11 protein-coding genes and 2 pseudogenes are annotated in these 12,395 nt (G+C 62.8%); 5 read left to right on the forward strand and 8 right to left on the reverse strand.

Annotated elements, in window-relative coordinates:
- Together EOA75_RS35105 and EOA75_RS18885 are read right to left on the reverse strand one after the other, a co-directional pair.
- Positions 1-72 (reverse strand): annotated as a pseudogene (locus EOA75_RS35105) (anti-sigma factor); the annotation flags it as partial.
- A complete protein-coding gene (locus tag EOA75_RS18885) occupies positions 69-608 on the reverse strand; it encodes a sigma-70 family RNA polymerase sigma factor (RefSeq protein ID WP_127324879.1) in 540 nt (179 codons plus the stop codon). The pseudogene EOA75_RS35105 and the gene EOA75_RS18885, both read right to left, overlap by 4 nt.
- Before the next feature lie 176 nt (positions 609-784).
- Between EOA75_RS18885 and EOA75_RS18890 the strand changes: the two genes are divergently transcribed.
- Complete coding sequence (locus EOA75_RS18890; protein WP_127324880.1) at positions 785-2,281, forward strand: amidase; 1,497 nt, start codon at positions 785-787, stop codon at positions 2,279-2,281.
- Between the two features lie 240 nt (positions 2,282-2,521).
- Positions 2,522-3,415, forward strand: a complete 894-nt coding sequence (argB, locus tag EOA75_RS18895; protein WP_127324881.1) for an acetylglutamate kinase — start codon at positions 2,522-2,524, stop codon at positions 3,413-3,415.
- Between the two features lie 7 nt (positions 3,416-3,422).
- Here argB and bchE read toward each other — a convergent pair whose 3' ends face one another.
- Positions 3,423-4,991, reverse strand: a complete 1,569-nt coding sequence (gene bchE, locus EOA75_RS18900; protein WP_127324882.1) for a magnesium-protoporphyrin IX monomethyl ester anaerobic oxidative cyclase — start codon at positions 4,989-4,991, stop codon at positions 3,423-3,425.
- Between the two features lie 325 nt (positions 4,992-5,316).
- On the opposite strand from bchE, the gene EOA75_RS18905 reads away from it, so the two are divergent.
- Complete coding sequence (locus EOA75_RS18905) at positions 5,317-6,387, forward strand: class I SAM-dependent methyltransferase (RefSeq protein ID WP_067323801.1); 1,071 nt, start codon at positions 5,317-5,319, stop codon at positions 6,385-6,387.
- Between the two features lie 124 nt (positions 6,388-6,511).
- Here EOA75_RS18905 and EOA75_RS18910 read toward each other — a convergent pair whose 3' ends face one another.
- Together EOA75_RS18910 and EOA75_RS18915 are read right to left on the reverse strand one after the other, a co-directional pair.
- Positions 6,512-8,491, reverse strand: a complete 1,980-nt coding sequence (locus tag EOA75_RS18910; RefSeq protein ID WP_127324883.1) for a GGDEF and EAL domain-containing protein — start codon at positions 8,489-8,491, stop codon at positions 6,512-6,514.
- A 386-nt stretch (positions 8,492-8,877) separates the two neighbouring features.
- On the reverse strand, positions 8,878-9,354 hold the full coding sequence (locus EOA75_RS18915; RefSeq protein WP_067003023.1) for an Lrp/AsnC family transcriptional regulator: 477 nt from the start codon (positions 9,352-9,354) through the stop codon (positions 8,878-8,880).
- A gap of 140 nt (positions 9,355-9,494) precedes the next feature.
- On the opposite strand from EOA75_RS18915, the gene phhA reads away from it, so the two are divergent.
- On the forward strand, positions 9,495-10,328 hold the full coding sequence (gene phhA, locus EOA75_RS18920) for a phenylalanine 4-monooxygenase (RefSeq protein WP_127324884.1): 834 nt from the start codon (positions 9,495-9,497) through the stop codon (positions 10,326-10,328).
- Positions 10,329-10,486: 158 nt separating this feature from the next.
- Here phhA and EOA75_RS18925 read toward each other — a convergent pair whose 3' ends face one another.
- Complete coding sequence (locus EOA75_RS18925; protein ID WP_095825484.1) at positions 10,487-10,978, reverse strand: MarR family transcriptional regulator; 492 nt, start codon at positions 10,976-10,978, stop codon at positions 10,487-10,489.
- Positions 10,979-11,073: 95 nt separating this feature from the next.
- Here EOA75_RS18925 and EOA75_RS34120 point away from each other — a divergent pair, with 95 nt between their 5' ends.
- Positions 11,074-11,241, forward strand: coding sequence for a hypothetical protein (locus tag EOA75_RS34120; protein ID WP_164747443.1), 168 nt, complete (start codon positions 11,074-11,076; stop codon positions 11,239-11,241).
- A 68-nt stretch (positions 11,242-11,309) separates the two neighbouring features.
- Here the strand turns inward: EOA75_RS34120 and EOA75_RS35785 are convergent.
- Both EOA75_RS35785 and EOA75_RS18935 read right to left on the reverse strand, forming a co-directional pair.
- Positions 11,310-11,472: pseudogene (locus EOA75_RS35785) on the reverse strand (GMC family oxidoreductase); the annotation flags it as partial.
- Positions 11,471-12,232, reverse strand: coding sequence for a GGDEF domain-containing protein (locus tag EOA75_RS18935; protein WP_067323795.1), 762 nt, complete (start codon positions 12,230-12,232; stop codon positions 11,471-11,473). The gene EOA75_RS18935 and the pseudogene EOA75_RS35785, both read right to left, overlap by 2 nt.
- Positions 12,233-12,395 lie beyond the last annotated feature (163 nt).

Raw genomic sequence — 12,395 nt, forward strand, 5'->3', positions numbered from 1 at the left:
GCCGAGAACGTATTCGGCGGCGAGCAGGTCGTCGCCTCCGCGTTCCGGTCCGTTTTCTTCCGCCAGCGTCATCTTTCCAGGCATTCTCTCAGTTTGAGCAAGCTTCGCCGCAGCCAAGTCCGCATCGTGTTCAGCGGGACCTTGTGGCGCTCCGCCAGTTCGGCATAGCTTTCGCCGTTGAGATAGGCGCCCCGGACCGCCGCCGCCCGGTCTTTCTCCAATTCGTCGAGGCAATGGTAGATGCGGTCGGTCTCGCCGCCCGCGACAGCCATGGCCTCAGGCCCCGGCGCCGGATCGGCGACCTCGAGCGCTGCATCGATATTGGCGGAAGGACCGCGCCGGGCCCTGATGCGGTCGATCGCATGATTGCGCGCAACGGCCACCAGCCAGGAAATCGGGCTGAGATCGGAAACCGCGAAACGATCCGCCTTGGTCCAGATCTTGACGAAGACCTCCTGCAGCGCTTCTTCCGCCTCACTCTTATCCCTCAATACACGAAGGCAGACGCCGAAAAGTTTCCCGCTGGTCTGCTTGTAGAGCAGATCGAACGCAGCCCGGTCCTTCATCGAAGTCCGGACGATCAGCTTGCTGATGTCCTGAGGCCCCATGCAGGCAAGTTAGAAGATTGCGATCTATTTGCAACGGCGCCGACGGTGTTGTCCACCCAAGGCTGTCGCGGCGCCAGTACGTGAAGTCATCTTCCGCAATTCGAGATGAACAACGCAAATCCGGATTTCGATTTGCGGCTTCATGCGATAGCCTTCGCCAAAACAGGGGAGCGGCAATGTCAATTGAACGCGTGCTTTGGGAACAGGATGCGACCGGACTTGCCGAGCTCGTCCACAAGGGGGAAATCTCGCCGCAGGAGCTGGTCGACGCCGCGATCGCCCGCGCCGAGGCGACAAGAACCAACATCAACGCCATAGCGACGTCGCTCTATGACGCCGCCAGGGCGCGGGCGAAGGCGATCGACCGCAAGCAGCCGCTCGCCGGCGTGCCCTTCGCGCTGAAGGATCTCGGCATCGGCATCAAGGGCGTGCCGATCCATGGCGGCAGCCGCATCCCGGCCTTCACGGCCGATTTCAACTCGGTGATGGTCGAGCGCTATCTGGCCGCGGGCCTGATCCCGATCGCTACCAGCACCTCGCCCGAGCATGGGCTGCGGCTGATGACCGAATCGGCCCGCTTCGGCATCACCCGCAACCCCTGGAACACCGGCCACACCTCCGGCGGCTCGTCCGGCGGATCGGCGGCGCTGGTGGCGGCCGGCGTGGTGCCGGCGGCGCACGCTTCCGACGGCGGCGGCTCGATTCGGGTGCCTTCGGCCTGCAGCGGCTTGGTCGGGCTCAAGACCTCGCGCGGCCGGGTGCCGCTGACGCCGCTCACCAGCGAGAGCTGGTACGGCATGGTCGTCGACCATGCGGTAAGCCGCTCGGTGCGCGACACAGCCCTCCTGCTCGACCTGACGCACGGCGCCGATCCGCTGTCGCCTTATGCGGCGCGGGAGCCGAAAGGCTCCTTTGCTGCTGCCGCGGCCCGCGATCCAGGCCGGCTCAGCCTCGCCGTCTACCGCAAATCGCCGCTCGGCCTGCCGATCTCGGCTGAGACGATCGAAGCGCTGGACACCGCGGTGGCGCTGGCGCGCGAGGGCGGGCACACGGTGGAAGAGATCGACCTGCCCTATATCGGCCGCGACTTCATCGCCGATTTCTGCAAGAGCGTCGCCTCGGCCGTCGCAGGCATGATGCGTGCCGAGGCGAAGCGCGTCGGCCGCCCGGTGACCGGCGAGGTCGAACGTGCGACGCGCGTGCTCGGCCGCCTCGGCGAAATGCTGTCCGCCGGCGAGGTCTATGACGCCGTGCAGCGGCTCAACGCCACCGCGCGGCAGATGATCGAAGACACGGCGCGCTTCGATGCCGTTCTGATGCCGGTCATTGCGCACCCGCCGCTCGCCTGCGGCGCGATGGATCCGAAAGGCGCCGACGAGCTCGTCGAGAACGTCCTCGACAAATTGCATCTTACCGGGCTGCTCAGGATCAAATCGTTTTTCGGCCAGCTGATGGACAAGAGCCTGTGGTTCACTCCCTGGCCGGCGATCCACAATGTCAGCGGCCAGCCCTCGATCGCGCTGCCGGTGCATGTCACCTCGGCTGGCCTGCCGCTCGGCATCCAGGCCGCGGGACGGCCAGGCGACGAGGAGACGCTTTTGTCGCTCGCAGGGCAAATGGAGAAGATTTCAGGATGGCTGAAACGCCGCGCACCGCTCAAGGTGCCCGGCTAGGTCTGTCGATACTCAGGTGATGCCGGCCTGCGAATGGCGGTCTTCTGCGCTTCCGTACTCACGTACCAGAAATACGCTCCGTTCCGGTTCTCGAAATCCGCCATTCTCGGCCGGCCTGACCTGAATCTCGACAGACCTTGAAACCCGCCGATTTCGTCATTGTGAGCGCAAAGCCGTTTGCGACCTGCGGCAATTCCCGCTAAGACGCCCGCCATCCTTGCCACCTAGGGAAAAGCACCGATGACGGACATCGCCGCCAACGCCGAAATGCAGGCCGCGCTGCTTTCCAGAGCGCTGCCTTATATGCAGCGCTACGAGAACAAGACGGTGGTGGTGAAGTATGGCGGCCATGCCATGGGCGACAACGAGCTCGGCAAGGCCTTTGCCCGCGACATCGCGCTGCTCAAACAGTCCGGCGTCAACCCGATCGTCGTTCACGGCGGCGGGCCGCAGATCGGCGCCATGCTCAACAAGATGGGCATCGAATCCAAGTTCGAGGGCGGCCTGCGCGTCACCGACCAGAAGACGGTCGAGATCGTCGAGATGGTGCTGGCCGGCTCGATCAACAAGGAAATCGTGGCGCTGATCAACGCCGAAGGCGAATGGGCGATCGGTCTCTGTGGCAAGGACGGCAACATGGTCTTCGCCGAAAAGGCGCGCAAGACCATGATCGACCCGGATTCCAACATCGAGCGGGTGCTGGATCTCGGTTTCGTCGGCGAGCCGGTCGAGGTCGACCGCACTCTGCTCGATCTGTTGGCCCGTTCCGAGATGATCCCGGTGCTGGCGCCGGTGGCGCCCGGCCGCGACGGCCATACCTACAACATCAACGCCGATACTTTTGCCGGCGCCATCGCCGGCGCCTGCCGCGCCTCGCGCCTGCTTTTCCTGACCGACGTGCCCGGCGTGCTCGACAAGAACAAGAAGCTGATCGACGAGCTGACGGTCGGCGAGGCCGAGGCGCTGATCAAGGACGGCACGATATCGGGCGGCATGATCCCGAAGGTCGAGACCTGCATCGAGGCGATCGAGCGCGGCGTCGAGGGCGTGGTCATCCTCAACGGCAAGACGCCGCATTCGGTGCTGCTCGAGCTGTTCACCGAGCACGGGGCCGGCACGCTGATCGTGCCGTAGCGATTATTTAGCCGGCTAGCCTTCTGCTTTCGGCGACCCGCTTATCTTCCGCGACGGGCAGGGCCGGCTTTCGCGCCGGGCGCTGAAAGACCATCGATTCCTCGTCGGCGTCCTGCGGCGCGCCCCAGAATTCGGCAAGCGTCGGGCCCGTGGCCACGCGGCGGTCCCGCACCAGAAAACCCCAAACCTCACGGAACCAGACGCGGCGGCCCATATTGGTGTACCAACGCATCGAATGCCGCTGCTCTGGGTCCGGATGGAAAAGGACGCGCGCCAGCGCTTTCGGCCGTGACTGCACGGCAAGCTCGATCAGTTTGACGGCGAAGAACAGCATCCACGGCTTCAGCCGGGTCATATGCAGCACCTGGTGCTTGTAGTCCCAGAGCCGGACGTCCTTCTGCATCACCCTGCGATCCTTGGCGATGCGGAAGAACGGCGTCCAGCGATGCGGCGTCACATAGAGCGCCTGGATCTGGTCGGGATCATAGGCGATGAGCTGGCGAAAGCCGCGCCAGAGATCGCGAAAACCCTCATCCTCGAAGCCAACGACCCAGGTCGCCATGGACAATATGCCGTGCCGGCGAAGCAGCCGGATCGCCTCGCGGTCGGACTTGGTGCTGCCGCCCTTGCGGATCAGCGACAGTGTGGCCTCGTCGGTGTTCTCCATGCCGAGCAGCCAGCGGATGACGCCGGCCTTGCGATAAAGGTGCAGGATATCGGCATCGCGCACGATATCGTCGGCGCGCGTCGAGCCGACGATCAGCACCGGCACGTTCTCGGCGATCATCGCATCGAGAAAGGCGCGCCAAGCCTTCTTCGAGGAGGTGGGGTTCTCGTCGGCCAGATTGACCAGTTCGACGCCATACTCGCGGTGCAGCCAGGCGATCTCCCTGGCGAAGCTGACCGGGTCGCGATGTCGCCAGCGGGTCCAGAAGCCGCGCTGGCCGCAATAGTTGCACAGATGCGGACAGCCGCGCGAGAACTGCATGACCACGGCGCGCTTGCCGCCCCAATAGCTGTAGCGGCCATGGTCGATCAGCTCCCAGCCGACGCGGCAGGGGTCGAGATCGGCAATTGTCATCGCAGGTGGCGTCGCGAAGGGTCGGCCGCAATCGTCGCGATAGGCGATGCCGGCGACACCCGACACCGGCCGGCGCCTTTCCAGCGCCTCGACCAGCGCCAGCGCGGTCGCCTCACCCTCGCCGCGCACGATGAAGTCGAAGACGTCCGTTGCGGCGAGCACGTCGCGCCAGTGATAGGTCGGGAAGACGCCGCCATAGAGGATGACGACCCCTAGCGCGCGGGCCTTGATCATTTCCGCGATCCGCAGCGCGGTCGGATGCGCCGAAGTCGAGCCGGAATGGCCGATCAGGACGAAATCCGGATTATCGCTCAGGGCCTCATCGACGAGCGTGGAAAGCGGCATCGGCCCGAACTCCGCGTCGACCAGGCGCACCCGATGGCCGGCATCGAGCAGCGGACCGCCGATCGCCAGCAGACCCAAAGGCGGCAGCTGATCGTCGGGCACGCGGCTGCCGATGGCCGTATGCGGCGGGTTGACCAGCACGATGTTCATGGCGGACCTCCGCTGCGTCGGTCCGCCGGTCGTATTTGGCGATGTCGAAGCCGCCTGGGCGCGGTTCAGCAGTTTCGATGCAGCTTTCCCACAGATTTGATGGGCACACCCGAAACGTCGCGCAGAGCGGGAGACGGCGTCAGCCCAGTGCATAACAAAAGGTTAAGGACGTGCGCGTTGCGCAGCTCGATCGACCTCTGGTTTTCGGCGCTTCAAACCTTCGGCAAGGAGAGTATTAGCAGAAACTAATGCAGTTGACCCTAAACTTTTATTAAAACTCTAAGCATTTATAATTGTCCGTGGGGGACCACAAGGAAATGCCCATATGGCGCTGAATCCCGATCTGAAAATCGATGAGGCGAGCCTCATCACATCGACGTTGATCAAGAAGCACAAGGCGGCGTCCGCGGAGGCGGTCGACGCCGCCGAGCTCAAGGCGCGGGCGGCCCAGCTCGCCCTGGTGCTGGACCTCGCTCATCAGGCTTTCGCGCGCCAGGAGCCCGCAGGGCAAATCGTCGAGCGCCTGGCGGGTCGACTGCATGAACTGCGCCGGGAGGTCGCTCCGGCTCTTTGGCAGGAACTGATCCCGCTCGCTCAGCAGCACCGCGTGGCGGCCTACCTGAAGCAGGATCCGTTCACGCGCTGGTCCTTCGAAAAGCCGCGCGGCTATTCGGGCGACGCGACGCTGCTGGACATCTACTACAAGCACCCGAGCGCCGACGAGATCGTGGCATCGTCGAGCGAACTCGGCCGCGAGATCTTTGCCTATACGAGCGAAGCGGCAAGCTCGGTGGCGGGGCGCGAGCGCCGCGAGATACTGGCCAAAACGGTCGACGAAACGGCTGCCCGGGTAGAAAACGCCGAGGTGCTGGCAATCGCCTGCGGCCATTTGCGGGAAGCCGAACTCTCAAAGGCGCTCGCCGAGAGAAGGTTAAAGCGCTGGATCGGTCTCGACCAGGATCCGGTGAGCGTCGGCACGGTCAACCGCGACCTCACCGGTACGGCAGTGGAAGCCGTGGACGGATCGGTGCGCGGTCTTTTGCGGCGCGCCTACCCGCTTGGCACATTCGATCTCGTCTATGCTTCCGGGCTGTATGACTACCTGCCGCTTCCGGTCGGCGCACGGCTGCTGCAGCGCGCGATGGAACTGGTCAAGCCGGACGGCGAATTCCTCTTCGCCAATTTCAGCGACGAGATCACGACCGACGGGTACATGGAAACGTTCATGGACTGGCCGCTCATCCTGCGATCGGCCGGCGACATGTGGGACATCATCAATGCCGCGGTGGATAAGAACCGCGTCGAAGCCGAGGTCTATTACGGATCGAATAGGAACATCGTCTACGGCAAGATCCGCAAACGCGTGGATTTCGCGGCGCCCGCCATGGAGCGGTAGCGGAGCCGCTTCACATCCGGATTTTCAAGTCGGGCCGTGCAGCGGCCCGGCTTTCTGATGCATCGCGCGGCGTCCTCGTTTCGCCGAGATGGCGCCGCCCTACATTCCTGCCGGACTGCTTAAGCTAAGCGACGAGGTCCTGCCTGGCCTGCATGATCTCTTCGATCGGGACGGGACGTCCGGTCAGGAAGCCCTGGATCGACTGAATGCCCATGTGCTGCAGCAAATTCTGCTGCTCTTTCGTCTCGACACCCTCGACAAGGACCGTATGGCCCAGATTGCGCAGCAGTCTGACCATGTCCTGCAACAGGCTCAGGCCTCGAACCGTCTGGCAATCGTGCAAGAAACTGCGATCGATCTTGACGACGTCGAACTTGAAACGACGGAGCCAGGCCAGACCCGCAAATCCGGTTCCGAAATCATCGAGCCAGATCTGAACACCCAGGTTTCGAAGCTGCTCGATACTTCTGGCGGCCTGTGCCTCCAGAGATATATCGCTGCCTTCAGTGACCTCGAGCGCCAGCCTCTGGGGCGCCATGCCATGCCGACCAAGGATCTCGGTGACGTGAAGCGGGAAATTCGGAGCCTTGAGCTGGACGACCGAGACGTTCACGGACACGACCGATCCTAATCCGTGCTCGACCATGTCGCCGCAAGCCCGATCGATCACCCACATCCCGAGTTCCTCGATCCCGCCGGTCTGCTCGGCGACAGGTATGAACACGGACGGGCTGATCACGCTGCCGTCGAAGTCGCGCAGCCGCATCAACGACTCATGGCCAAGCACCTTGCCGGATATCGCATCGCAGATCGGCTGATAGACCACGGAGACCAGTCCCTCCGAAACGGCTTGCTTGAGCAGTTCCGAAAGATTCTGGCTGGCGCGCTTCTGATCGATGGCCTGCGCATCATAGATGGTGAAGGTCGCGCGACCGGAAAACTTGGAGGCGTAAAGCGCGCGATCGGCCTCCTGCAACAAGATCCGAAGCTCTATGCTTTGATCGGCGCGCGTCAACGAGGCGCCAGCGCTGATGGTGACGATGTTGAGTTTATCGTCCCGATCGGGATGGGAGATGTTCAAGTCCTCGACGGCCCGGCAGAATTGATGGGTCACCTCGCGCAGGTGATCCGGTCCGGCGACCTTGCAGAGCACGACGAATTCTTCGCCGCCGTACCGTCCCGCGATGGCGTGATTGGACGCCGCCGTCTCGTCGAAGGCTCGGGCAAGCTCGATCAGGCAGTCGTCGCCGGCCTGATGGCCGAGCCGGTCGTTGAACCGCTTGAAGTAGTCCACGTCCATGAGAATAACGCCTATTTCGTCATTGTCCCTGGCCCATTCCTTGCACAACTCCGCGAATTCTCGGGTGATCGCCCTGCGGTTCTTAAGCCCGGTAAGCGGGTCGGTGTCTGCGATCTCGATGAGCTTTTGACCGTTTTCGATGGCGACCTGCTCCTGGATCTGCGCCTGAAGGGCATGCAGGAAGGTTTGGTAGCGCTCCATGCTGAGGCGCCATGACAGATAAAGCGACAAAACAAGGCAATTCACGAAATAGGTTGCAAGCACCAGACGGGTGCCAAGATCGGCTTGAAGCAAGAACAGCGTGGCGTCGAGGAATGCTATTGTCACGGTTGCGGACGACAGCGCCGAGAGCCATAGCCGGAAGTTGAAGAAAAGGTTGGCACCGAGAATGAAAACCGTGCCGAAGATGATGAAATGGGACAGCGCCTCCTGATGCGTCGTTCCGAGGGCCGACAGCAGCCATCCGATCGCGCCCGCCACGATCGCCAGAGCAGCAACGTAGTGCAGAGTGGTGACGGCAAAATCGCGTCGAGCAACAAGTTCGACAAGCACCAGGAAGGTCAATCCCAACGTCAGGCGCGTCAGAATCACACGGTCGGCAATGTCCGGGAAAAGGAACCAGTCGAAGGCCCCGTAGCATATGTAGCTCAACACGGCCGCCGCTATGCCCCAGCGCACGACCTTGCGATTCTGATCCGCGTTCTTCTGCAGCAGCATCGCAAAAAGCGTCGGATCGGCGGATTTCCACGGCGGGCGTGAAATCGCTTCAGTGACCCTCTGAGCCACGTCCTCCGTCAGTTGCATGCAATGCTCCTTTGCGATCATCCTCCGCATGAACGGGTTCGAGCAAGCGAAGTCCGTCAAGTCCTTACGGAAGGACGAAGGCAAGCCTGGTTCATTATAAGACACTAATGTTGCTAACCGCCGGTAAACGGATCATGCGATTGCACCGGCACAGCGACCCGCTAAGGATTCCATGCAACAATCGTGAGTTACCGAATAATGCATGGTCACACTTTCTCCAGATCGCAAGAGACGACGCACGAAACATTGCGTAAATTTCCGAGCGCGTCTTTTGTTAAGGTTCGTGTAACCTTAATTTCAGTTGATATCGGGGAAATCGTCCCGAAGTAGATTCGCTCCGACCACATTGTCGGGCCGTTCTTTGCGGAGAACCGTTTCGGGTACGATTACCGCCGCAGATGGCTGAGCGGCACGTGGCCTGGCCCCTTGATGTTCTGCAGCACAAGCTGGGTATGGACGTCGCGGACGCCGGGCAGCCGCATCAGTCGGTGCATGACGAAAGCATTGAGATCGTCCACCGACGGCACCATCACATGCAGCAGGAAATCGTGGTCGCCGGTCATCGTCCAGCAGGACGAGACCTCGTCCATGCGCTGCACGGCGGCGATGAAGCTTTCCGGCGAGCCGTCGCTGTGGCTCACCAGGCGGACCTGGATGAACACCTCGACCGTCAGCCCCAGCGCGCGTCGGCTGAGCACGGCGGCAAAGCCCTTGATGATGCCGGCGCCTTGCAGCGCCTCGAAGCGCCGAGCGCAGGGAGTGGTCGACAGGCCGATCTCCTGCGCGAGTTCCGACACGGCCTTGCGCCCGTCGCGCTGCAGGGTGTCCAGCATTCTTATTTCGAACTCGTCCAACTGAGGCATTTTCCCTCCTAAACGTTTAAATTTGAGCGGAGTTTACCTCAAAATCCCTCGCGTGGCTACAAAGAAGGCTGATTTGCCTCACGAACCGCGGCTACGATGACGCCACCATCCGGGAACCGACGATTTTTCAGGAGGAAGAAATGACGATCAGCGTTGCCGACTATGCCCGCGAATGCGCGGCGCAAGGCCTTCGCGGCGACTATTCGGTGTGCCGCGCCGACTTCACAGTGGCTCAGCATTACGACTATTCCGCCGACGAGCAGGCAGTGTGGCGCGCGCTCTGCGATCGCCAGACGAAGCTGACGCAGAGGCTGGCGCACCGTTCCTATCTCGACGGCGTCGCGACGCTCGGGCTGCTCGACAAGATTCCGGATTTCGACGCCATCAGCGAGAAATTGCGCAAGCTCACGGGCTGGGAAATCGTGGCGGTGCCCGGGCTGATCCCCGCCGGCCCCTTCTTCGACCATCTCGCAAACCGCCGTTTCCCGGTCACCAACTGGCTGCGGACCAGGCAGGAACTCGACTACATCGTCGAGCCGGACATGTTCCATGACTTCTTCGGCCATGTGCCGATCCTGACGCAGCCGGTGTTCGCCGATTTCATGCAGATGTATGGTGAGAAGGCCGAGGACATGATCGCGCTGGGCGGCGACGAGATGATCACCCGGCTCTACTGGTACAGCGCCGAATACGGCCTCATCCAGGAAGCCGGCCAGCCGGTAAAGGCTTTCGGCGCAGGACTGATGTCGTCTTTCACCGAGCTGCAATTCGCGGTCGAAAGCAAGGACGCCCATCATGTGCCGTTCGACCTGGAGACGGTGATGCGCACCGGCTACGAGATCGACAAGTTCCAGCGCGCCTACTTCGTTCTGCCGTCCTTCGACGCATTGCGCGATGCATTCGCCGGCGACGACCTCGCCGGGATCGTCACGCGGTTCAAGGGTCAGCCGGCGCTCGACCCCGCCACGGTGTAGGCACCGAAACAAATGCGCGGCGCCCAAAACGTTCGGTGCGGCGTGCTTCGAGGTCCGGCTTTCGCCCAGCCGGCCGTCAGAGCGGTTCGGTGGCTAAAAGGCGGCTGAGCCGCTCTGGGTTTTGCGGAAGCAAGCCGCCAGTGTCCGGTCCTCGGGCATCAGCCGGCCGAAGCCGGCTCGGCCTTGAGCCTCGCCAACTGCTCGCTTTGCAGCTCCAGCGCGGCGTCGATGAAGCGCAGCACGGTCGCCAACTCGGCGTCGCTGAAAGCCGCCATCACTTTCTCGCCCTCGCGCGCGATGGCGCCATAGTAGCGCTCCGAAAGTTCTCTGGTCAGGTCGGTCGCCTCGATCACCACCTTGCGCCTGTCTTCCAGGCTGCGGGTTCGGGTAACGAGCCCACGCGCCTCAAGGCGGTCGATCAAGGCCGTCACCGCTGCCGGCGTCAGCCCCGTAGCCGCCGCCACGGCGCCGGCCGATTGCGGCCCCGCGTAGAGCAAGCCCAGACAATAGCGCTCGGCTGCGATCAGCCCAAGCCGCTCCCCGACCGCCTCGTCATAGGCTTGCGTCGCGTCCTGCCAGCGCATGACGGCACGGCTGACGGCCGCCGTCATCTCAGCACGATTCATGCTTGACGAATTTAGTTCGATCATCTAACTATCAAGTTGTCTAACATTCAGACTATCGTATCAATATGCGATGCCGACCCTTTGCGAAGCAAGGGCAAAGTCGCCGACAGGAGTGAACAATGAGCTTGATTCAACAGCGCCCCCCTCTCTCGCATGAGGAGGAGTACAGATACGCCAAGCTGGCCATGGAATGGTATGGCTGGGGCTCGCCCATCGGCCTCGGCATCCTGTTGGTGGCACTTGCCGCCGCGGCCGTGCTGGTGCGGGTCGCCGTTTACGGACTGTAAATCCGACCCCCAAAGGCGCGCCAGGGCGGCGCCGATTCCACTTCCGGCGCCGCCTGCCTTTTCGGGGTTCAGACTGTGATCACCTGGCCGAGGTGATCGCCCAGCCGGCAGGCGAGCGCCCGCCGTCTCCTCATTAGTCGGATAATCGCCACCATTGCCGATCCAGTCGGCGATGCGCACGCGGCCGAGATTCTTCCGCGCCATGGTCGTGCCGAAGAGCCGCAAGCCCTCAGGCGGCTTCCGAAAGATCGCGATCGAGAACGGACAGGTTGCGGCCGCGATGCTTGGCCTCGTAGAGCCTGCGGTCAGCGGCGCGCATCAGCTCCGACACGGTGGCGCTCTCGCCACAGGTGATGCCGCCGATCGAGACCGTCAAAGGCACGGTCCGCTCGTCGACAGGGCGAAAGCGGATCAGTTCGACCTCGCGACGGATGCGCTCGGCCACGCGCCTTGCTTCCGGTTCGGTGGCGCCAACCAGGAAGGCGGCGAACTCCTCGCCGCCGATTCGGCCGAGCACATCGCCGCTGCGCACGCCGCGCTCGATGGCGCCGGCGATCAGAAGCAGTGCATCGTCGCCGGTCAGGTGACCGTAATTGTCGTTGATCGTCTTGAAGTGGTCGGCATCGATGATCAGCAGGGCGCCGCGATCGGCCTTGCGCCGGGAACCGTCGAGCGCGGCGAAGAAGGTCTCGCGGTTGAGCATGCCGGTCATGTCGTCGCGGCTTGCCTTCTCCGACAGGCGTCTGTGGGCCGCGGCGAGCTGGGCATGCGCGCGGGCAAGCTCGCGATGCGCATTTTTCAGCCGGTCGCTTTGCCAGAAGGTGCCGACGCTAGCGATCCAGGCGAGAATCAAAGGGCAAACCGTGGCCGTAAGCCAGACGGTGCGGCTGATCGGAAAGCCCATGGCCGGGACCACAACCAGCGTCAACAAGAGCGAGACAGCGACCGAAGCGAACGCGACGACTGCGGACTTCAAGATTATGCGACTCATCGCTGTCTCCCAACGGACTGCCTCTGTGCCAGCAAGCGCTGAAGGTGACCTTTCCGGGACGATTAAAATTTGAAGCGAGGCGCCATTTTCACGACGCAAGACGCGCGGAAGTTGTGGATGAACTCCGCGTCCGCATGCCATAAGGAGGCCATGACGACGACAC

It is taken from the genome of Mesorhizobium sp. M1A.F.Ca.IN.022.07.1.1 (genome assembly GCF_003997575.1).
Taxonomy (GTDB): domain Bacteria; phylum Pseudomonadota; class Alphaproteobacteria; order Rhizobiales; family Rhizobiaceae; genus Mesorhizobium.